This window comes from Pseudomonas sp. SMSB3 (genome assembly GCF_052041965.1).
Lineage (GTDB): Bacteria > Pseudomonadota > Gammaproteobacteria > Pseudomonadales > Pseudomonadaceae > Aquipseudomonas.
In genome coordinates, this window is record NZ_JBKGGV010000001.1 from 512,135 (window position 1) to 533,537 (window position 21,403).

The 21,403-nt window shown below is 63.0% G+C and carries 20 protein-coding genes; 19 read left to right on the forward strand and 1 reads right to left on the reverse strand.

Annotated features, from left to right (window positions below):
• Nucleotides 1-22: 22 nt before the first annotated feature.
• From ACLEJW_RS02330 to ispD, 13 genes are all read left to right on the forward strand, one after another.
• A complete protein-coding gene (locus tag ACLEJW_RS02330) occupies nucleotides 23-523 on the forward strand; it encodes an OmpH family outer membrane protein (RefSeq protein WP_145185738.1) in 501 nt (166 codons plus the stop codon).
• Between the two features lies 1 nt (nucleotide 524).
• Entirely contained in the window at nucleotides 525-1,580 is a 1,056-nt protein-coding gene (gene lpxD, locus ACLEJW_RS02335) for a UDP-3-O-(3-hydroxymyristoyl)glucosamine N-acyltransferase (protein ID WP_313297444.1), read from the forward strand.
• 112 nt (nucleotides 1,581-1,692) lie between these two features.
• Nucleotides 1,693-2,133 carry a 3-hydroxyacyl-ACP dehydratase FabZ gene (gene fabZ, locus ACLEJW_RS02340; protein ID WP_003252314.1) on the forward strand — a complete coding sequence of 147 codons (441 nt, stop codon included), beginning with the start codon at nucleotides 1,693-1,695 and terminating at the stop codon, nucleotides 2,131-2,133.
• Entirely contained in the window at nucleotides 2,130-2,906 is a 777-nt protein-coding gene (lpxA, locus tag ACLEJW_RS02345) for an acyl-ACP--UDP-N-acetylglucosamine O-acyltransferase (RefSeq protein WP_145185744.1), read from the forward strand. Before fabZ ends, lpxA begins: the two co-directional genes overlap by 4 nt.
• 1 nt (nucleotide 2,907) lies before the next feature.
• Complete coding sequence (gene lpxB, locus ACLEJW_RS02350) at nucleotides 2,908-4,035, forward strand: lipid-A-disaccharide synthase (protein ID WP_440776934.1); 1,128 nt, start codon at nucleotides 2,908-2,910, stop codon at nucleotides 4,033-4,035.
• Nucleotide 4,036: 1 nt separating this feature from the next.
• The gene (gene rnhB, locus ACLEJW_RS02355) at nucleotides 4,037-4,660 is read left to right on the forward strand and encodes a ribonuclease HII (RefSeq protein WP_145185750.1); all 624 of its coding nucleotides are present in this window, start codon (nucleotides 4,037-4,039) and stop codon (nucleotides 4,658-4,660) included.
• A 108-nt stretch (nucleotides 4,661-4,768) separates the two neighbouring features.
• Nucleotides 4,769-8,293, forward strand: coding sequence for a DNA polymerase III subunit alpha (gene dnaE / locus ACLEJW_RS02360; protein WP_145185753.1), 3,525 nt, complete (start codon nucleotides 4,769-4,771; stop codon nucleotides 8,291-8,293).
• 105 nt (nucleotides 8,294-8,398) lie between these two features.
• Nucleotides 8,399-9,346, forward strand: a complete 948-nt coding sequence (gene accA / locus ACLEJW_RS02365; protein ID WP_145185756.1) for an acetyl-CoA carboxylase carboxyl transferase subunit alpha — start codon at nucleotides 8,399-8,401, stop codon at nucleotides 9,344-9,346.
• Between the two features lie 55 nt (nucleotides 9,347-9,401).
• Nucleotides 9,402-10,685 (forward strand): tRNA lysidine(34) synthetase TilS, encoded by a 1,284-nt coding sequence (gene tilS, locus ACLEJW_RS02370; RefSeq protein WP_440776935.1) that lies wholly within the window; start codon nucleotides 9,402-9,404, stop codon nucleotides 10,683-10,685.
• A gap of 269 nt (nucleotides 10,686-10,954) precedes the next feature.
• Nucleotides 10,955-12,583 carry a CTP synthase gene (locus tag ACLEJW_RS02375; RefSeq protein ID WP_145185762.1) on the forward strand — a complete coding sequence of 543 codons (1,629 nt, stop codon included), beginning with the start codon at nucleotides 10,955-10,957 and terminating at the stop codon, nucleotides 12,581-12,583.
• A 199-nt stretch (nucleotides 12,584-12,782) separates the two neighbouring features.
• A complete protein-coding gene (gene eno / locus ACLEJW_RS02380) occupies nucleotides 12,783-14,072 on the forward strand; it encodes a phosphopyruvate hydratase (protein WP_313297424.1) in 1,290 nt (429 codons plus the stop codon).
• A gap of 156 nt (nucleotides 14,073-14,228) precedes the next feature.
• Entirely contained in the window at nucleotides 14,229-14,510 is a 282-nt protein-coding gene (gene ftsB / locus ACLEJW_RS02385; protein ID WP_145185768.1) for a cell division protein FtsB, read from the forward strand.
• Nucleotides 14,507-15,214: a 2-C-methyl-D-erythritol 4-phosphate cytidylyltransferase gene (gene ispD / locus ACLEJW_RS02390; protein ID WP_145185771.1), complete on the forward strand. Its 708-nt coding sequence runs from the start codon at nucleotides 14,507-14,509 to the stop codon at nucleotides 15,212-15,214. The genes ftsB and ispD overlap by 4 nt, the downstream gene beginning before the upstream one ends.
• A gap of 32 nt (nucleotides 15,215-15,246) precedes the next feature.
• Here the strand turns inward: ispD and ACLEJW_RS02395 are convergent, their stop codons facing one another.
• A complete protein-coding gene (locus ACLEJW_RS02395) occupies nucleotides 15,247-16,143 on the reverse strand; it encodes a LysR substrate-binding domain-containing protein (protein WP_145185774.1) in 897 nt (298 codons plus the stop codon).
• A 107-nt stretch (nucleotides 16,144-16,250) separates the two neighbouring features.
• Between ACLEJW_RS02395 and ACLEJW_RS02400 the strand changes: the two genes are divergently transcribed.
• The 6 genes from ACLEJW_RS02400 (at nucleotide 16,251) to ACLEJW_RS02425 (ending at nucleotide 21,318) form a co-directional block, all read left to right on the forward strand.
• Complete coding sequence (locus ACLEJW_RS02400) at nucleotides 16,251-17,363, forward strand: S-(hydroxymethyl)glutathione dehydrogenase/class III alcohol dehydrogenase (protein ID WP_313297416.1); 1,113 nt, start codon at nucleotides 16,251-16,253, stop codon at nucleotides 17,361-17,363.
• 7 nt (nucleotides 17,364-17,370) lie between these two features.
• Complete coding sequence (gene fghA / locus ACLEJW_RS02405) at nucleotides 17,371-18,225, forward strand: S-formylglutathione hydrolase (RefSeq protein WP_145185780.1); 855 nt, start codon at nucleotides 17,371-17,373, stop codon at nucleotides 18,223-18,225.
• Between the two features lie 147 nt (nucleotides 18,226-18,372).
• Nucleotides 18,373-18,846, forward strand: coding sequence for a 2-C-methyl-D-erythritol 2,4-cyclodiphosphate synthase (gene ispF / locus ACLEJW_RS02410; protein ID WP_440776936.1), 474 nt, complete (start codon nucleotides 18,373-18,375; stop codon nucleotides 18,844-18,846).
• Entirely contained in the window at nucleotides 18,843-19,901 is a 1,059-nt protein-coding gene (gene truD / locus ACLEJW_RS02415; protein WP_145185787.1) for a tRNA pseudouridine(13) synthase TruD, read from the forward strand. The genes ispF and truD overlap by 4 nt, the downstream gene beginning before the upstream one ends.
• Nucleotides 19,889-20,638, forward strand: a complete 750-nt coding sequence (surE, locus tag ACLEJW_RS02420) for a 5'/3'-nucleotidase SurE (protein ID WP_440776937.1) — start codon at nucleotides 19,889-19,891, stop codon at nucleotides 20,636-20,638. Before truD ends, surE begins: the two co-directional genes overlap by 13 nt.
• Before the next feature lie 41 nt (nucleotides 20,639-20,679).
• Entirely contained in the window at nucleotides 20,680-21,318 is a 639-nt protein-coding gene (locus ACLEJW_RS02425; protein ID WP_178108310.1) for a protein-L-isoaspartate(D-aspartate) O-methyltransferase, read from the forward strand.
• The last annotated feature ends 85 nt before the right edge of the window (nucleotides 21,319-21,403 follow it).

The window sequence follows — 21,403 nt, forward strand, 5'->3', positions numbered from 1 at the left end:
ACGGTTTATCCAGGAGTGCATCGTGCGTAAATTGGCTCAACTGGCCGTAGTGGCCGCGGCGCTGGTCGCCACCCCGGCTTTCGCTGAAATGAAAATTGCCGTGCTGAACTATCAGATGGCGCTGCTCGAATCCGACGCCGCCAAGAAATACGCGGTCGATGCCGAGAAGAAATTTGGCCCGCAGCTGACCAAGCTGAAAAGCCTGGAAAGCAGCGCCAAAGGCATCCAGGATCGCCTGATCAAGGGCGGCGACAAGATGCAGCAGCCAGAGCGCGAGCGACTTGAGCTGGAATTCAAGCAGAAAGCCCGTGACTTCCAGTTCCAGTCCAAGGAATTGAACGAAGCCAAGGCCGTTGCCGATCGAGACATGCTCAAGCAGCTCAAGCCAAAGCTGGATAACGCCGTTCAGCAGGTTATCACTGATGGTAAATACGACTTGGTGCTCGAGCGTGGCGCGGTCGTGGATGTCAAGCAGAGCTACGACATCACTGGCGAGGTCATCAAGCGTATGAACGCTCGTTGATATGACCGTGACCATGACGCTCGGCCAGCTGGCTGAGGCCCTCGGTGCCACTTTAAAAGGCTCCGAGGCACTGCACATCACCGGGCTGGCCACCTTGCAGGAGGCCGGCCCTGGTCAATTGAGCTTCCTCGCCAATCCGCAGTACCGCAAGTACCTGGACACCTGCCAGGCTGAAGCGGTGTTGCTCAAGGCTGCCGATGCCGAAAGCTTCGAAGGCAACGCCCTGATCGTCGCCGATCCTTACCAGGCCTACGCGCGTATCTCCCACCTGTTCGATCCCAAGCCCAAGGCTGTAGCGGGAATTCATCCCAGCGCCGTGGTGGCGGAGGATGCACAGGTCGACGTTAGTGCCAGTATCGGTCCCTTCGCAGTGATCGAAAGCGGCGCGCGCATCGAAGCCAATGTCAGCGTCGGTGCGCACTGCTTCATCGGTGCCCGTTGCGTGGTGGGCGAGGGCGGCTGGCTGGCGCCGCGGGTGACGCTGTATCACGACGTCATCATTGGCAAGCGCGTGGTCATTCAGTCCGGTGCGGTGATCGGCGGTGAGGGCTTCGGCTTCGCCAACGAGAAGGGCGTATGGCGCAAGATCGCCCAGATCGGTGGGGTGACGATCGGTGACGACGTCGAAATCGGGGTCAACACTGCAGTCGACCGCGGCGCGCTGTCCGACACGCGGATTGGCAACGGCGTCAAGCTCGATAACCAGATCCAGATCGCCCACAACGTGCAGATCGGTGATCACACCGCCATGGCGGCGTGCGTGGGCATTTCCGGCAGTGCGCGTATCGGCAAGCACTGCATGCTGGCCGGCGGCGTAGGCCTGGTGGGGCATATCGATATCTGCGATAACGTATTCATCTCCGGCATGACCATGGTGACCCGATCGATTACCGAACCGGGTTCCTACTCATCCGGTACGGCGATGCAGCCGTTGGCGGATTGGCGCAAGAGCGCCGCACGTATTCGTCAGCTCGATGACATGGCCAAGCGTCTCCAACAGCTGGAAAAACGTGTCGATACCGTGACCTCAGGTGGCCAGCCGACATCAGAAGGCTGATACCATTTCTGAGCAAGAGTGAACCGTCGCTAGCTGGCTCCTCTTTGGATTGCAAAAGGAGCGTGTGGTCAGCACCTGCGCTCCCTATTCTTATTACAGGCTTCCCCCCGAAATGATGGACATCAACGAGATTCGCGAATACCTGCCTCACCGCTACCCGTTTCTGCTGGTAGATCGCGTGACGGATCTGGACTTCGAGGCCCAGAGCATTCGTGCCTACAAGAATGTCAGCATCAACGAGCCGTTCTTCAACGGTCATTTCCCGGCGCACCCGATCATGCCGGGCGTTCTCATCATCGAAGCCATGGCGCAAGCCGCCGGCATCCTCGGTTTCAAGATGCTCGACGCCAAACCGGCCGACGGCACCCTGTACTACTTCGTAGGCTCCGACAAGCTGCGTTTCCGTCAGCCAGTACTGCCGGGCGACCAGCTGGTACTCGAAGCCAAGTTTCTTAGCCGCAAGAGCATGATCTGGAAGTTCGAATGCCGCGCCCTGGTCGACGGCAAGCCGGTGTGTTCGGCTGAGATCACCTGCGCGGAACGCTCCCTATGAGTTCGATTGATCCACGGGCGATCATCGATCCGTCGGCCAAGCTGGCTGACGGCGTCGAGGTTGGCCCGTGGTCGATCGTCGGCCCTGACGTCGAGATCGGCGAGGGCACCGTCATCGGTCCGCATGTCGTGCTCAAGGGGCCGACGCGCATAGGCAAGCACAACCGCATCTATCAGTTTTCATCTATTGGCGAAGATACCCCTGACCTCAAGTACAAGGGCGAGCCGACGCGCCTGGTCATTGGCGATCACAACGTGATCCGCGAAGGCGTGACCATTCACCGCGGCACCATTCAGGACCGCGCTGAAACCACCTTGGGTGATCACAACCTGATCATGGCCTACGCCCATATTGGCCACGACAGCGTCATCGGCAACCATTGCATCCTGGTCAACAACACCGCTCTGGCCGGGCACGTGCATGTGGGCGATTGGGCGATCCTGTCCGGTTTTACCCTGGTGCACCAGTACTGCCACATTGGCGCCCACGCGTTTTCCGGCATGGGCACGGCCATTGGCAAGGATGTGCCTGCATTCGTCACGGTCTTCGGTAGCCCCGCCGAGGCTCGCAGCATGAATTTCGAAGGTATGCGTCGTCGCGGTTTCAGCGACGAAGTCATCCATGCCTTGCGTCGCTCCTACAAAATCGTCTACCGCCAGGGGCTGACCGTGGAAGAAGCGATCAAGGAACTGGACGAGCTGGCCACCAAGCACCCGCAGGTCGATGTGTTCCGCAAGTCGATCGTGAACTCTGCTCGCGGCATCACGCGCTGACATGGCTCGGCTTTGCGTAGCCCTGGTCGCGGGTGAGGCCAGCGGCGATATCCTTGGTTCCGGCCTGATGCGTGCGCTCAAGGCGCGCCACCCGGATGTGCGTTTCATCGGTGTTGGCGGTCCGTTGATGGAGGCCGAAGGCCTGCAGTCGTACTTCCCGATGGAGCGCCTGGCAGTGATGGGCCTGGTCGAAGTGCTGGGCCGGCTGCGCGAGCTGCTCAAGCGGCGCAAAGACCTGATCCAGACCCTGCTGGTCGAAAAACCGGATGTTTTCATCGGTATCGATGCCCCGGATTTCACCCTCAATATCGAGTTGAAGTTGCGCCAGGCCGGGATCAAGACCGTGCATTATGTCAGCCCATCGGTCTGGGCCTGGCGGCAAAAGCGCGTGCTGAAGATTCGCCAAGGCTGTGACCTGATGCTCACCCTGTTGCCCTTCGAGGCGCGGTTCTACGAAGAGCAGGGCGTGCCAGTGCGTTTCGTCGGCCACCCGCTGGCCGACACCATCGAGTTGAGCGCCGATCGCCAGGCCGCGCGCGCCGCGCTGGGCCTGCTAAGTGGACCACTGGTGGCCTTGATGCCAGGTAGCCGCGGCGGTGAAGTCGGGCGCCTGGGCGCGTTGTTCCTCGACGCCGCCGAGCGCCTGCGCGAGCAGGTGCCCGGGGTGCGCTTCGTGTTGCCCTGTGCCAATGCCGCGCGCCGCGCCCAGGTCGAACAGATGCTCGAAGGCCGCGACCTGCCACTGACCTTGCTCGATGGCCAGTCCCACCAGGCCCTGGCCGCCTGTGACGCGGTACTGATCGCCTCGGGAACCGCCACACTGGAGGCCTTGCTGTACAAGCGGCCGATGGTGGTAGCGTATCGCCTGGCGCCCGTGACCTACTGGATTCTCAAGCGCCTGGTCAAAAGCCCCTACGTGTCGTTGCCCAACCTGTTGGCCCAGCGCGAGCTGGTGCCCGAGTTGCTGCAGGATGCTGCCACCCCTGAAGCGCTGGCGCGCACCCTGGCGCCGCTGGTCATTGATGGCAGTGGCCAGACCGAGCGTTTCGACGAGATCCACCGCACCCTGCGCCGGGACGCCTCCAACCAGGCGGCCGAGGCGGTGCTGGCATTGCTCGAGGGCCGCTGAGATGCAGATGGGACTGGACTTCAATCTGGTGCAAGACCTGGTCGCCGGGGTCGATGAAGTCGGCCGTGGCCCATTGTGTGGGGCCGTGGTGACAGCCGCGGTGATTCTCGACCCGAGCCGGCCGATCCTGGGGCTCAACGACTCGAAGAAACTCACCGAGGCCAAGCGCGAAGCGCTGTTCGAGGAAATCTGTGCCAAGGCCTTGAGCTTCTGTATTGCCCGCGCCGAGGTCGAGGAGATCGACCAGCTGAACATCCTGCATGCCACCATGCTGGCGATGCAGCGTGCGGTACATGGGTTGCACATCACGCCCAAGCTGGCACTGATCGATGGCAACCGCTGCCCGGCGCTCGCGGTGCCATCGGCGCCGGTCGTGCAGGGCGATGCCAAGGTGCCGGCAATCGCTGCGGCGTCGATCCTGGCCAAGGTCACGCGCGACCGGGAGATGAGCGCATTCGAGCTGATCTATCCCGGTTATGGCATGGGCGGGCACAAGGGCTATCCGACCCCCGTGCATCTCGAGGCCCTGGCGCGGCTTGGTCCTACCCCGATTCATCGGCGCTCGTTCGCACCGGTGCGGGCGGCCTGGGAAGCGCGCGACAGCATCACCGCCTCCTTGCTCTGAGCCGTCATCGGCCGCCTGCGTGCTCCTGGCGGCCAAGCGGGCGCAAATCCCCCGCGCATTTACGGTACAATCCCGCGCTTGTCGTTCAGCACTGCTACAGGACTTTCCATGTCGGTTCCCTTCGTTCACCTGCGCGTCCACTCCGAATTCTCGCTGGTCGACGGCCTGGTGCGGATCAAGCCGCTGGCCAAGGCGTTGGCGGGGCTGAACATGCCGGCGGTGGCGATCACCGACCAGAGCAACATGTGCTCGTTGGTCAAGTTCTACAAGACCGCCATGGGCGCTGGGATCAAACCGATCAGCGGCGCCGACCTGTGGCTGGCAGGCAGCGATGCCGATGCGCCGTTGTCGCGCATCTGCTTCCTGGCCATGAATCCGCAGGGCTACCGTAACCTGACCGAGTTGATTTCCCGAGGCTGGACCGAGGGCCAGCGCAACGGTCTGGTGGTGATTCAGCGCGACTGGATCGCCCCGGCCAGCGAAGGCCTGATCGCCCTGTCGGCGGGCAAGGAGGGGGACATCGGCATGGCCCTGCTGGCCGGCCGCGAGCGCGAAGCCGAAGTGTTGCTGCGCGACTGGATGGACATGTTCCCCGAGCGCTTCTACGTCGAAGTGCAGCGCACCAATCGTGCGCGCGATGAAGACTATGTGCATGCGGCCGTGGCCCTGGCCGATCGTTTCGACGCGCCACTGGTGGCGACCAACGATGTGCGTTTCATCAAGCAGTCCGACTTCGATGCCCACGAAACCCGAGTGTGCATCGGTGAAGGCTGGACGTTGGACGACCCACGGCGGCCGCGCAACTACAGCGACCAGCAGTACCTGAAATCGGCCGAGGAAATGGCCGAACTGTTCAGCGACCTGCCCGATGCCCTGGCCAACACCGTCGAGATCGCCAAGCGCTGCAACATTCAAGTGCAGCTGGGCAAGTACTTCCTGCCGGACTTCCCGACGCCTAACGGCATGGGCATCGACGATTACCTGCGCCATGTTTCCCATGAGGGCCTCGAGGAGCGCCTGGCAGTCCTGTGGCCGAAGGAAACGACGCCCAATTACGAAGAAAAGCGCCAGGTGTACCTGGATCGCTTGAAGTTCGAGCTGGATATCATCATCCAGATGGGCTTTCCCGGCTACTTCCTGATCGTGATGGACTTCATCAAGTGGGCCAAGAACAACGACGTGCCGGTCGGCCCGGGCCGGGGGTCGGGTGCAGGCTCGCTGGTGGCCTACGTGCTGAAGATCACCGACCTCGACCCGCTGGCCTATGACCTGCTGTTCGAGCGCTTCCTCAACCCGGAACGGGTTTCCATGCCCGACTTCGACGTCGACTTCTGCATGGACGGCCGTGACCGGGTGATCGATTACGTGGCCGAAGCCTACGGGCGCAATGCGGTAAGCCAGATCATCACGTTCGGTACCATGGCGGCCAAGGCGGTGGTGCGCGATGTGGCGCGGGTGCAGGGCAAGTCGTATGGTCTGGCCGACCGGCTGTCGAAGATGATTCCGTTCGAAGTGGGCATGACCCTGGAGAAGGCCTTCGAGCAGGAAGAGATCCTGCGCGATTTCCTCAAGGGTGACGAGGACGCCCGCGAGATCTGGGACATGGCGCTCAAGCTCGAAGGCGTCACCCGTGGTACCGGCAAGCACGCCGGCGGCGTGGTCATCGCCCCGACCAAGTTGACCGACTTCTCGCCCATCGCCTGCGATGAAGAGGGCGGCGGCCTGGTGACCCAGTTCGACAAGGACGACGTCGAGGCCGCCGGCCTGGTGAAGTTCGACTTCCTCGGCCTGCGCACCCTGACCATCATCAAGTGGGCGATGGAGATCATCAACCGCGAGCAGGCCAAGAGCGGCCTGCCCGACCTCAATATCGACTTCATTCCGCTCGATGATCGCAAGACCTACGAGCTGCTGCAGAAAGCCGAAACCACGGCGGTATTCCAGCTCGAATCGCGGGGCATGAAGGAGCTGATCAAAAAGCTCAAGCCCGACTGCCTGGAAGACCTCATCGCCCTGGTGGCGTTGTTCCGCCCGGGCCCGTTGCAGTCCGGTATGGTCGATGACTTCATCAACCGCAAGCACGGCCGCGCCGAGCTTGCCTATCCGCACTCCGACTACCAGTACGAGGGCCTGAAGCCGGTGCTGGCACCGACCTACGGCATCATTCTGTATCAAGAACAGGTGATGCAGATTGCCCAGGTCATGGCCGGCTATACCCTCGGCGGCGCCGACATGCTGCGTCGTGCGATGGGTAAGAAAAAGCCCGAGGAGATGGCCAAGCAGCGCGGCGGTTTCATCGAAGGCTGCGTGGCCAACAATATCGATGCGGATCTGGCGGGCAACATCTTCGACCTGGTGGAAAAGTTTGCCGGCTACGGCTTCAACAAATCCCACTCGGCCGCCTATGGCCTGGTGTCGTACCAGACCGCCTGGCTGAAGACCCATTATCCGGCGCCGTTCATGGCTGCGGTGCTCTCGGCAGACATGCACAACACCGACAAGGTGGTGGTGCTGGTCGAGGAAGTGCGCAGCATGAAGCTGCGCCTGGATGCACCGGACGTCAACTTTTCCGACTTCAAATTCACCGTCAACAATGATGGGCGCATCGTCTATGGCCTGGGTGCGATCAAGGGCGTCGGCGAGGGGCCGGTTGAGGCGATCGTCGAAGCGCGGGCCCAGGGCGGCCCGTTCAAGGACCTGTTCGATTTCTGCGAGCGCATCGACCTCAAGCGGGTCAACAAGCGCACCCTCGATGCGCTGGTGCGCAGCGGCGCACTGGACCGCCTCGGTCCGCACTTCCATGACGAGATCAAGGCTTACCACGCCAATATCGACCGCAACCGGGCGACTCTGTTGTCGGCCCTCGGCGAAGCCATCAAGGCTGCCGAGCAGGCTGCCCATACCGCCGACAGTGGCCACGTCGACCTGTTCGGCGGGATGTTCGACGCCGCCGACGTGGATGTCTACGCCAACCACCGCAAGGTCCGCCCGCTGACCCTCAAGGAGCGCCTCAAGGGCGAAAAGGATACCCTGGGCCTGTACCTGACCGGTCACCCGATCGATGAGTACGAAGCCGAAATCCGTCGTTTCGCCCGCCAGCGCATCGTCGACCTCAAGCCAGCGCGCGACACCCAGACCATCGCCGGGATGATCATCGCCCTGCGGGTGATGAAGAACAAGAAAGGCGACAAGATGGGCTTCGTCACCCTCGATGACCGCTCCGGGCGCATCGAAGCATCGCTGTTCGCCGATGCTTTCATGGCAGCGCAGGCATTGCTGCAGACCGACGCCATGGTGGTGGTCGAAGGCGAGGTCAGTAACGATGATTTCTCCGGCGGCCTGCGCCTGCGAGTGAAAACCGTGATGACCCTGGAGGACGCCCGGACCAAGCTGGCCGAAAGCCTGCGGCTGAAAGTCGCGCACGAGGCGCTCAAGGGCGATCGCCTGAAATGGCTGGGCGAACTGATCACCCGTCACCGCGGCGCCTGCCCGATTACTCTGGAATACACCGGCAGCGATGCCAAGGCCATGTTGCAGTTCGGCGAGCAGTGGGCGATCGACCCCGCCGATGGGCTGATTCAGGCGCTGCGTGACCAGTTCGGACGTGAGAACGTCTTCCTGCAATATCGTTGAACCGACGAAATTTAATCTCGACCTCTATGCGCCTGATCCCTTAAGGTATGGCGCCAAACGGATCAACCGGCCGGCCGCCTGGCCGTAGACCCAAGACGGATGACTATGAACCCGAATTTTCTCGATTTCGAACAGCCGATTGCCGACCTGCAAGCCAAGATCGAAGGCCTGCGCCTGGTAGGCAACGACAATTCGCTGAACATCAGCGATGAAATTTCCCGTCTGCAGGACAAGAGCAACACCCTGACCGAAAGCATCTTCGGCAACCTGACCAGCTGGCAGATCGCCCGCCTGGCCCGTCACCCACGTCGTCCCTACACCCTGGACTACCTGGAGCACATCTTCACCGAGTTCGAAGAGTTGCACGGCGATCGCCACTTCTCCGACGACGCCGCCATCGTCGGTGGTACCGCGCGCCTGGATGGCAAGCCAGTGATGGTCATCGGCCACCAAAAGGGCCGCGAAGTGCGTGAGAAGGTTCGCCGCAACTTCGGCATGCCGCGCCCGGAAGGCTATCGCAAGGCCTGCCGCCTGATGGAAATGGCCGAGCGTTTCAAGATGCCGATCCTGACCTTCATCGACACCCCTGGCGCCTACCCTGGCATCGACGCCGAAGAGCGCAACCAGAGCGAGGCGATCGCCTGGAACCTGCGCGTCATGGCGCGCCTGAAAACCCCGATCATCGCCACGGTGATCGGTGAGGGTGGTTCGGGCGGTGCGCTGGCCATCGGCGTATGCGACCAGCTGAACATGCTGCAGTACTCCACCTATTCGGTGATCTCGCCTGAGGGTTGCGCCTCGATCCTGTGGAAGACCGCCGACAAGGCCGCCGATGCCGCCGAGGCGATGGGCATCACCGCCGAACGCCTCAAGAGCCTGAACATCGTCGACAAGGTCATCCAGGAGCCGCTGGGCGGAGCCCACCGTGACCCGGCACAGATGTCGGCAAGCATTCGTGCCGACCTGGTGGAGCAGCTCGACATGCTCGGCAAGCTCGACCACGACACGTTGTTGACCCGTCGTTACGACCGCCTGATGAGCTACGGTCTCTGATAGATCGCGGGGGTCGCACGCGGCCCCCGGCAAGCTGCCGCCAAGTGAGGCGTCAATGATCAACCTCACCCCCTGGCTTCATGCCCCCGCCTGGTACATCGCCTTCTCCGGGGGCCTTGACTCCACCGTCCTTCTGCACCTTCTGGCCGACCACGCCCGCAATCACCCAACACCCCCGCTGCGCGCCGTGCACATCCATCATGGGCTGCAATCGGCGGCTGATGCCTGGCCCGCGCATTGCCAGGCTATCTGTGACCCGCTCGGCATCGAGCTGCAGGTCATTCCTGTGCGCGTCGGGCCGGGCGCCAGCCGTGAACAGGCTGCGCGCGATGCCCGCTATGCCGCCTTCAAGCAACTGCTCGGCCCCGGTGATGTGCTGTTCACCGCCCAGCACCGTGACGATCAAGCCGAAACCGTGCTCCTGCGGCTGCTGCGCGGAGCTGGCTTGCGAGGTCTGTCGTCAATGCCTGGGCAACGCAGCTTGGGGCAGGGGTATCTGGCCCGGCCATTGCTGGATACTTCTCGCCAGCGCCTGCACGACTACGCCTGCGCGCATCGATTGCAGTGGATCGAGGATCCAAGCAACGCCGATCTTGGTTTCGATCGCAATTACCTGCGCCGCGAGGTGATGCCGCGCCTGCAGCAGCGCTGGCCCCAGGCGAGCCAGAATCTGGCGCGCAGTGCCCAGCACCTTGGCGAAGCGCTCGGCCTGCTCGATGAATTGGCCATGGGCGACCTGGCTGCGGCAGAGCAGGGCGCCGCGCTGCGCTGGGCGGGTATCGATTCGCTGGACCTGGACGTGCTCAAAGCCTTGTCGGCGGCGCGTCAACGCAATGCCTTGCAGTATTGGCTGAGCCAGCGTTCACGTCTGCCGGACACTCGGCACTGGGCGGGATGGGCAAGCCTGTGCGCCGCCGCGGGTGACGCCCAGCCGATCTGGCGCCTGGCCGATGGCCAACTGGTGCGCAGCCAGGGGCGGGTCTGGTGGCTCAGCGGCGATTGGTTGTCACCGGTCGGCGGCAGCCACGCCTGGGTCGACCCCGGCACGCCGCTGGGTTTGCCAGGCAATGGCCAGGTGCGCGTCATCGCTGGCCAGTCCCTGCGCCCCTTGCACATCGCCTACCGCCAGGGCGGTGAGGTGCTGGACGTCCCGGGCCGTGGCCGGCGCGACCTGAAGCGGCTGCTCAACGAACTGCAGGTGCCGCACTTCGTGCGCCCGCGGCTGCCATTGCTCTACCAGGGCGAGCGCCTGCTGGCGGTGGCCAATCTGCCGGCGCTGGGTCAGGCCGATTGCCAGCTCCGTTGGGATCCGCCGACGAACGCGCAAGGTTTGAGCTGAAGGGTACATTCGGGTAGACTACCCTCCCTTCTTGATACAGCTTCTGTGGCTTCCTCCGGAAACACAGCAGTTGCCGATTACCAAGCAGTTTTTTGCTGGGCTGATTCTGAAAATGACGAGCGAGCTCCATGCCGGGGATACCCTGGTCTGTACAGACGCGGCAGTTTTTCGAGATGCACTGTGATTGACGCAGGTGATCGGGGGCTTCGGCCTTCCTTCGCTTTCTCCGGCGGCGCTGACCGCCTTAACGCAGACTTCTAGGGTTTTTCATGACGCGCTACATATTCGTCACGGGCGGTGTTGTTTCTTCATTGGGGAAAGGCATTGCCTCGGCTTCCCTGGCGGCCATCCTGGAAGCGCGGGGCCTGAAGGTCACCATGCTCAAGCTGGATCCGTACATCAACGTCGATCCGGGCACCATGAGCCCGTTCCAGCACGGTGAAGTGTTCGTCACCCACGATGGTGCCGAGACCGACCTCGACCTGGGTCACTACGAGCGGTTCATCCGCACCACCATGACCCAGAACAACAACTTCACCACCGGCCGTATCTACGAGCACGTGCTGCGCAAGGAGCGCCGGGGTGATTACCTGGGCGCAACCATCCAGGTCATTCCGCACATCACCGACGAGATCAAGCGTCGCATCATCAAGGGCGCCGGCGATGCCGACGTGGCCCTGGTAGAGATCGGCGGTACCGTGGGCGACATCGAATCGCAGCCATTCCTCGAGGCGATCCGCCAGCTGCGCGTCGAAGTCGGTTCCAAGCGCGCCATGCTGATGCACCTGACCCTGGTGCCGTACATCGCCACCGCAGGCGAGACCAAGACCAAGCCGACCCAGCACTCGGTGAAGGAGCTGCGTTCGATCGGCCTGCAGCCCGATGTGCTGATCTGCCGCTCCGACCACCCGGTCGATGCCTCCTCCCGGCGCAAGATCGCGCTGTTCACCAACGTCGAAGAGCGTGCGGTGATTTCGCTGGAAGACGTCGACACCATCTACAAGATCCCAGGCGTGCTGCATGCCCAGGGCCTTGACGACTTCGTCGTCGAGCGCTTCGGCCTGCAATGCAACAGCGCCGACTTGTCCGAGTGGGACAAGGTGGTGGACGCCAAGCTCAACCCTGAGCAGGAAGTCACCATCGCCATGGTCGGCAAGTACATGGAGCTGCTCGATGCCTACAAGTCGCTGATCGAAGCGATGAGCCATGCCGGCATCACCAACCGTACCAAGGTCAACCTGCGCTACATCGACTCCGAAGACATCGAAAACCAGGGTACCAGCCTGCTCGAAGGCGCCGATGCCATCCTGGTGCCGGGTGGTTTCGGCCTGCGCGGTGTCGAAGGCAAGATCACCGCGGTGCAATATGCCCGCGAAAACAAGGTGCCATACCTGGGTATCTGCCTGGGCATGCAGGTCGCGGTAATCGAGTTCGCCCGTAACGTGATGGGCTGGAAAGACGCTAACTCCACCGAGTTCGACCGCAACAGCGGCCACCCGGTAGTGGGCCTGATCACCGAATGGGCTGACGCCACCGGTGCCGTCGAAACCCGTACCGAAGCCTCTGACCTGGGCGGCACCATGCGTCTGGGTGCGCAGGATTGCCAGCTGGCGGCCGGCTCCAAGGTCCACGATTGCTATGGCAAGGACGTGATCACCGAGCGTCACCGTCACCGCTACGAGGTCAACAACAACCTGCTGCCACAGCTGGTCGATGCCGGCCTGCTGGTCTCCGGCCGCTCCGAGGACGGTGCGCTGGTCGAAGTGGTCGAATCCAAGGATCATCCGTGGTTCGTGGCCTGCCAGTTCCACCCGGAGTTCACCTCGACCCCACGTGACGGTCATCCGCTGTTCAGCGGTTTCGTCAAGGCGGCGCTGGCGCAGAAGAACAAGGCCTGATTATTTCCGGTCTTTGCCGAGCTTTCCGACGGTTAAAGCCGCGCGAAGCTCATTTCTCGGGTAAAGTACGCCCCGATCTACCCCTGACCGCTCGGTCAGGGGTTGCTGCTGCCAGGCCTGCCCGCTGCGTTCCCGCCTGGTGAACGACAAGAATTCCCTAAGCTGCGTTGTTTTCGTCAATTCTGGAGTGCTTACAACAATGGCAAAAATCGTCGACATCAAAGGTCGTGAAGTTCTCGATTCGCGTGGCAACCCCACCGTGGAAGCCGATGTTCTGCTCGACAACGGCATCATCGGCAGCGCTTGCGCGCCGTCCGGTGCTTCCACCGGCTCGCGCGAAGCGCTGGAGCTGCGTGATGGCGACAAGAGCCGTTACCTGGGCAAGGGCGTGCTCAAAGCCGTCGGCAACATCAACGGCCCGATCCGCGACCTGCTGCTGGGCAAGGATCCTTCCGACCAGAAGGCCCTGGACCGTGCCATGATCGAGCTGGACGGTACCGAGAACAAGGCCAAGCTGGGCGCCAACGCCATCCTGGCGGTGTCGCTGGCTGCCGCCAAGGCTGCTGCTCAGGACCAGGACCTGCCGCTGTACGCGCACATCGCCAACCTCAACGGCACCCCGGGCCAGTACTCGATGCCGGTCCCGATGATGAACATCATCAACGGTGGCGAGCATGCCGACAACAACGTCGACATCCAGGAATTCATGGTTCAGCCTGTTGGCGCCAAGACCTTCTCCGACGGCCTGCGCATGGGCACGGAAATCTTCCATCACCTCAAAGCCGTGCTCAAGGCCCGTGGCCTGAACACCGCAGTCGGTGACGAAGGTGGTTTCGCGCCTAACCTGGCGTCCAACGAGGATGCCCTGGGCGCCATCGCCGAGGCGGTCGAGAAAGCCGGTTACAAGCTCGGCACCGACGTGACCCTGGCGCTGGACTGCGCCGCGTCCGAATTCTACGAAGACGGCAAGTACAGCCTGTCCGGTGAAGGCAAGTCGTTCGACGCCGAAGGCTTCGCCGACTACCTCAAGGGCCTGACCGAGCGCTTCCCGATCATCTCGATCGAAGATGGCCTGGACGAGTCCGACTGGGCCGGTTGGAAGATCCTCACCGACAAGATCGGCGAGAAGGTGCAACTGGTCGGCGACGACCTGTTCGTCACCAACACCAAGATCCTCAAGGAAGGCATCGAGAAGGGCATCGGTAACTCGATCCTGATCAAGTTCAACCAGATCGGTTCGCTGACCGAGACCCTGGAAGCCATCCAGATGGCCAAGGCTGCAGGCTACACCGCGGTGATCTCGCACCGTTCCGGTGAAACCGAAGACTCGACCATTGCCGACCTGGCGGTGGGTACCGCTGCGGGCCAGATCAAGACCGGCTCGCTGTGCCGCTCTGACCGCGTTTCCAAGTACAACCAACTGCTGCGTATCGAAGAGCAGCTGGGTGCCAAGGCGGTTTACCGTGGTCGTGCCGAGTTTCGCGGCTAAGCAAGAGATGGTAAAAAGACAGCAGCCGAGGCGGGCGGAACTTTCACGCTGAAATGTTCGTCCCTTCATGCGGGTTTCTGTCGACGAAGCCTGGCCTCGGCCAGGCTTCGTGCTATATGACGCCCACCTGCGGCTGTCTTTAACCTGGATACCTCGATGCGCAGTCCCTATTGGTTGTTCCTTGTCCTGCTTCTGTTGCTGGCTGGCCTGCAGTACCGCCTCTGGGTGGGTAACGGCAGCCTGGCGCAGGTGGCCGAGCTCAAGCAGCAGATCGACGAACAGCATGCCGAGAACGAGCGGCTGCTGGAGCGTAATCGCGTGCTCGATGCCGAGGTGCTGGAGTTGAAAAAAGGTATGGAGACCGTCGAAGAGCGGGCTCGACATGAACTGGGGATGGTCAAAGAGGGCGAGACCCTCTTCCAGCTGCCGCAAAAATGAGTGAAACCCTACCGGCCTTCTGGGCCGTCATTCCTGCTGCGGGCATCGGTGCCCGCATGGCTGCCGACCGCCCCAAACAGTACCTGGAGCTGGCCGGGCAGACCATTCTCGAACACAGCCTCGATTGTTTTCTCGATCACCCTGCGCTCAAGGGTGTTGTGGTGAGCGTGGCCGAACACGATCCCTACTGGGCCACCTTGCCCTGTGCTAGGGATGTGCGCATCCAGCGGGCCGCCGGTGGCGCAGAGCGTGCCGATTCGGTGCTCAATGCCTTGTTGCTCCTGCATGCCCAGGGTGCCGATGACAGCGACTGGGTCCTGGTGCATGATGCCGCGCGGCCGAACCTGGCGCGCAGCGACCTGGACAAGCTGCTGCTGGAGCTGGCCGACGATCCGGTTGGCGGCCTGTTGGCGGTCCCCGCGCGCGATACGCTCAAACGCGCCGATGCCAGCGGCCGCGTCGCGGCCACCGTCGACCGCAGCACCATCTGGCAAGCGTTCACGCCGCAGATGTTTCGTCTGGGCGCGTTGCACCGGGCGCTTGCCGAGAGCCTGGTGTCCGATGTGACGGTCACCGACGAGGCTTCGGCCATCGAGTGGTCGGGTCAAGCACCCAGGCTTGTCGAAGGGCGCAGCGACAATATCAAGGTCACCCGCCCGGAAGACCTGGACTGGTTGCGCCAACGCTGGACGGGGCGCCGCTGAGGTTCTGTGCGCCTGCCAACGATGCTTGCAGTTCAAGCCTGGCGATATTCGGGTAAGCCCGCCAGGCCTTCCTTGAGGTAGTCCACCAGGCGCCTGACTTTCGGCGACAGGTGCCGCTGTTGCGGATACAGCGCCCACACCGCTGTGTTCGGCGGCTGATGGCTTTCCAGCAGCGACACCAAAGCGCCGCTGCGCAGGTGCTCACGCACGTAGTAATCCGGCAACTGACACAAGCCCATGCCCAGCAGCGCCGCGTCCAGCACTGCCTGGCCGCTGTTGCAGCGCCAGTTGCCCTGCACCCGTTGACTGATCTCGCGGCCGTCCTGTTGCAAGGCCCATAAGTCCGAGCTCCCGATCAGGCAGTTGTGACGGGCCAGCTCCGACAGGCTGTGAGGGCGCCCGTAACGTTCCAGGTAGGCGGGCGATGCGCACACGTACATGCGCCGGGGGGCAAGACGTGATGCCACCAGTCGCGAATCGGCCAGGCGGCCGAGGCGAATAGCCAGGTCCATGCCCTCGTGCAGCAAGTCCAAGGTCCGGTTACTCAGTTCGACCTCGACGCGCAACTGCGGATACAGCGCCATGAAGCGCGTTACCAGTGGCACGATGAAGCGCTCGCCGTAGGCCACGGCGCAAGTCATGCGCAACAGCCCCTTGGGTTCACTGGCCAGATCGCCCATCGCCCGCAGCGCTTCCTCGCGACCGTCCTGCAACCGTTGGCAGTGCTGAAGAAAAGTCTGCCCGGCTTCGCTCAGGGTTACGCGCCGGGTGCTGCGATAGAGCAGTCGGGTTTGCAGGCGCTCTTCAAGCCGGGCGATCTGCCGGCTGATGTGCGATGACGACACGCCCAAGCGCTCGGCTGCTGCGGTGAACTGGCCAGACTCGGCGACCGCCACAAACTCATCGATACCCTCCCATCGGTGACTCATTGATTATCCCTGTACGGCAATAATGTTTTGGCTTTGGCCTGATTATTCATCAAATGTGCCTGGATTACACTGCAGATCCAAATGTTGTCCAATTGGAGACCCCCGTGATGATCAAGTCCCGCGCTGCCGTTGCCTTCGAGGCCAAGAAACCCCTGGAAATCGTCGAAGTCGACGTCGCCATGCCCAAGGCCGGTGAAGTGCTGCTGCGCGTGGTCGCCAGCGGTGTCTGCCACACCGATGCCTACACCCTGTCCGGTGCGGACCCAGAGGGCATCTTCCCCTCGATCCTCGGGCATGAAGGCGGTGCGATCGTCGAAGCCGTGGGCGAAGGGGTGACGTCGGTGGCTGTCGGCGATCACGTCATTCCGCTGTACACCCCAGAGTGCGGCAAGTGCAAATTCTGCCTGTCCGGCAAGACCAACCTGTGCCAGGCCATTCGTGCGACCCAGGGCAAGGGGCTGATGCCTGACGGCACCACGCGCTTCTCTTACGAAGGCCAGCAGTTGTTCCACTACATGGGTACCTCGACCTTCTCCGAATACACCGTGCTGCCGGAGATCTCGGTTGCCAAGATTCAGAAGGAAGCACCGCTGGAGAAAGTGTGTCTGCTGGGCTGTGGCGTAACGACAGGGATTGGCGCGGTGCTCAACACGGCCAAGGTCAAGCCAGGTGACACCGTCGCCATCTTCGGCCTGGGCGGCATCGGCTTGTCGGCGGTGATCGGTGCGGTCAAGGCCAAGGCTGCGCGCATCATCGCCATCGACATCAACCCAGCCAAGTTCGAAATCGCCCGTCAGCTCGGCGCCACCGACTGCATCAACCCGAAGGACTACGACCGCCCGATTCAGGAAGTGATCGTCGACCTGACCGATGGCGGCGTGGACTTCTCGTTCGAATGTATCGGCAACGTGCAGTTGATGCGCGCTGCCCTGGAATGCTGCCACAAGGGCTGGGGCGAGTCGGTGATCATCGGTGTTGCCGGTGCCGGCCAGGAAATCGCCACCCGTCCGTTCCAGCTGGTCACCGGTCGCGTCTGGCGGGGTTCGGCGTTCGGCGGTGTGCGCGGGCGCAGCGAGCTGCCGAGCTATGTGGAAATGTCGGAGAAGGGCGAGATCCCGCTGGATACCTTCATCACCCATACCATGGGCCTGGAAGACATCAACAAGGCATTCGACCTGATGCATGAAGGCCAGAGCATTCGTAGCGTCATCCATTTCTGAGGTTGCCATGAGCCTGGATAACATCTCCTGCCAGAAAAGTTTCGGTGGCTGGCACAAGCGTTACCGGCATCACTCCAAGGTGCTGGGTTGTGACATGGTGTTCGCGGTCTATCTGCCTCCACAGGCCGAGCAGGGCGCCAAGCTGCCGGTGCTGTACTGGCTGAGCGGGCTGACCTGTACCGATGAGAATTTCATGCAGAAGGCCGGCGCCCAGCGCCTGGCTGCCGAGCTTGGCCTGATCATCGTCGCGCCCGACACCAGCCCGCGTGGCGAGCAGGTGCCGGGCGATCCGGATGGCGCGTGGGACTTCGGCCTCGGCGCCGGGTTCTATCTCAATGCCACGCAACAGCCGTGGGCGCAGCACTACCGGATGCATGACTATGTAGTGCAAGAGTTGCCGGCGTTGATCGAGGCGCACTTCCCGGCCTCGGAGCAGCGCAGTATCAGCGGCCACTCCATGGGCGGCCATGGTGCATTGGTGTGCGCTTTGCGCAACCCCGGTCGCTATCGCTCGGTGTCGGCGTTCTCGCCGATCAGCAACCCGATGGATTGCCCGTGGGGCGAGAAGGCCTTCAGTCGCTTCCTCGGTGAAGATCGCGCCCGCTGGCGCGAGTGGGATGCCAGCGTGTTGCTCGCCGAGACTGCATCGGGCGCCTGCCCGCCGCTGTTGGTCGACCAGGGCGACCGCGATGATTTCCTGGAGAAGCAGCTCAAACCCGAGGCGCTGGAACAGGCCGCCCGTAAAGGCGGCCACGAGCTGACTCTGCGCCTGCAGCCGGGCTACGACCATAGCTATTACTTCATCGCCAGTTTCATCGATGAACACCTGCGCCATCACGCCATGGCGCTCGGCCGGCTCTAGGAGGTGGCAAGCTGCAAGCCGCATGCTACAAGCTGCAAGTGGAATCAGATCCGCTTTTACTTCTAGCTTCTAGCTTGCAGCTCGCCTTGCAGCTTGCAGCTGCAAATGCAGGTAGAATCAGGCCCTGTCTCAATCAGGGCTTTTTTTATGCGTATTGGCCACGGCTACGATGTGCACCGTTTCTGCGACGGTGATTTCATTACCCTGGGTGGGGTGCGAATTTCCCATAAATACGGCCTGCTGGCCCATTCCGATGGCGACGTGCTGCTGCACGCGTTGAGCGATGCCTTGCTCGGCGCTGCGGCGCTGGGGGACATCGGCAAGCATTTTCCCGACACCGACCCACAGTTCGAGGGCGCCGACAGCCGCGTGCTGCTGCGCCATGTCATCGGCATCATCCACGCCAAGGGCTGGCGCGTGGGCAACGTCGACGCCACCATCGTCGCCCAGGCCCCCAAGATGGCGCCGCATATCGACACCATGCGGCAGCTGATTGCCCAGGACCTGCAGGTCGAGCTCGACCAGGTCAACGTCAAGGCCACCACCACCGAGAAGCTCGGCTTCACCGGCCGGGAGGAGGGCATCGCCGTGCACGCTGTCGCCCTGCTGCTCACAGCATGACCGAACAGGAACTGCTGGGCCCACGGGCATCGGGCGAGGCATTGGGCACGGCCGTGCTCAAAGCCGTGGCCGACGACTTTCAGGTCGACGAAGTGCTGGACATCCCGCTTTCAGGCCAGGGCGAGCATCTGTGGCTATGGGTGGAAAAGCGCGACCTCAATACCGAGGAAGCTGCTCGGCGCCTGGCGCGCGCTGCCGGCGTGCCGGTGCGCGCCATCAGCTATGCCGGGCTCAAGGACCGTCAGGCCCTGACCCGGCAATGGTTCAGCCTGCACCTGCCGGGCAAGGCCGACCCCGACCTGTCGCGCGCCGAGGATGCCACCTTGCGGGTACTCAAGCAGGTGCGTCACCAGCGCAAGCTGCAACGCGGTGCCCATTCGGCCAACGGTTTTACCCTGCGCTTGACCGGCCTTGGCGCCGATCACAAGGCCCTCGACCAGCGCCTTGAATCGCTCAAGCAGCACGGCGTGCCCAACTATTTCGGCAGTCAGCGCTTTGGCCACCTGGGCGGCAACGTCCACGATGCGCTCGACTGGGCCACGCGCAAGGCACTGCCCGAACAACGCAACGTGCGCTCGCGTCTGCTCTCGGCGGCCCGCAGCTATGTATTCAACCAGCTGCTGGCTGCGCGCGTGGCCGACGGCAGCTGGCAGCGGGCGCAGGTCGGCGACCTCTTGGCATTCACCGACAGCCGTAGTTTTTTCCCGGCAGGTGAGCAGGAGTGTTCTGATCCGCGCCTGGGAATTCTCGATTTGCACCCCACCGGTCCGATGTGGGGCGAAGGCCCGTCGCCCGCTGGCGGCGCGACCTTGGCACTGGAAACCGCGATCGGTGCACGCAACCAGGCATTGTGCGACTGGCTCGCGTATGCGGGCATGAGTCACGAACGGCGCATCCTGCGGCTCCCTATTGGCGGGCTGACGTGGCATTATCCTGAGCCTGATATCCTGCAACTGGAATTCGTCCTTCCGGCCGGATGCTTCGCCACCGTGGTGGTGCGCGAACTCGTCGATCTGGTGCCGGCAGGGCAGACGGACAGCCCATGCGTATTCTGATTTCAAATGACGACGGTGTGACAGCACCGGGCCTCGCCGCGCTGCACGGTGCGCTGAAGGATTATGCCGAGTGCGTGGTGATCGCCCCGGACCAAGACAAGAGCGGCGCCGGCAGCTCGCTGACGCTGGATCGGCCGCTGCACCCGCAGACGCTTGCCAACGGCTTCATCAGCCTCAATGGCACGCCGACCGATTGCGTGCACCTGGGGCTCAACGGCCTATTGCCGGACCCGATCGACCTGGTGGTGTCGGGCATCAACCTGGGGGCCAACCTCGGGGACGACGTGATTTACTCCGGCACGGTCGCCGCTGCATTGGAGGGGCGTTTTCTCGGCGACACCTCACTGGCGTTCTCGCTGGTGTCACGCTCGCCCGACAACCTGCCCAGCGCTGCCCACATTGCGCGTCGATTGGTCGAAGCCCTGCCGCGCCTGCACCTGCCGCCGCGCACCGTGCTCAACGTCAATATTCCCAACTTGCCGCTGGCCCATATCCGCGGCATCCAGCTCACCCGTCTCGGCCACCGCGCCCGGGCGGCGGCGCCGACCAAGGTGGTCAACCCGCGCGGCAAGGAAGGTTACTGGATCGCGGTGGCTGGCGATGCCGAGGATGGCGGGCCGGGCACCGATTTCCACGCGGTCATGCAGGGCTACGTGTCGATCACGCCGTTGCAGCTCGACCGCACCTTCAACGACGCCTTCGAGCAGCTCGACGGTTGGCTGGAGGGCCTGCTCTGATGCGTGACCAGGACGATCTGCAGCGCCGTGGTGGCATCGGCATGACTTCCCAACGGACCCGCGAGCGCTTGATCCAGCGCCTGTGCGAAGAAGGGGTATCGAACCCCAAGGTGCTCGACGTCATTCGCCGGACGCCGCGTCACCTGTTCGTCGACGAAGCGCTGGCCCATCGCGCCTACGAAGACACCGCGCTGCCCATCGGGCACAACCAGACGATCTCCCAGCCGTTCATGGTGGCGCACATGAGCGAGCTGCTGCTTGAAGCAGGGCCGTTGGACAAGGTGCTGGAGATTGGTACTGGCTCCGGCTACCAGACCGCGATTCTGGCCCAGCTGGTCGAGCGCGTGTTCTCGGTGGAGCGGATCAAGGTCCTGCAGGATCGCGCCAAGGAGCGCCTGGTCGAATTGAACCTGCGCAACGTGGTGTTTCGCTGGGGCGATGGCTGCGACGGCTGGCAGGCCCTGGCGCCGTACAACGGCATCATCGTCACTGCGGTAGCCGCCGAGGTGCCGCAGGCGCTGCTCGACCAGCTGGCCCCAGGTGGCCGCATGGTGATTCCAGTCGGCCCCGCCGGTGAGGTGCAGCAGCTGATGCTGATCGTACGCGAGGAGCATGGCTTCTCGCGGCGGGTGCTGGGCGCGGTGCGTTTCGTACCTCTGCTGAACGGCCCGCTGGCCTGATCGTCCAGGAAATTTTCAGCTGTAACGAATTCCTGCGCCAAGGCCCGGTCTATCTGGCGGGGCCCTGGCCCTGCCAATGCCGTCT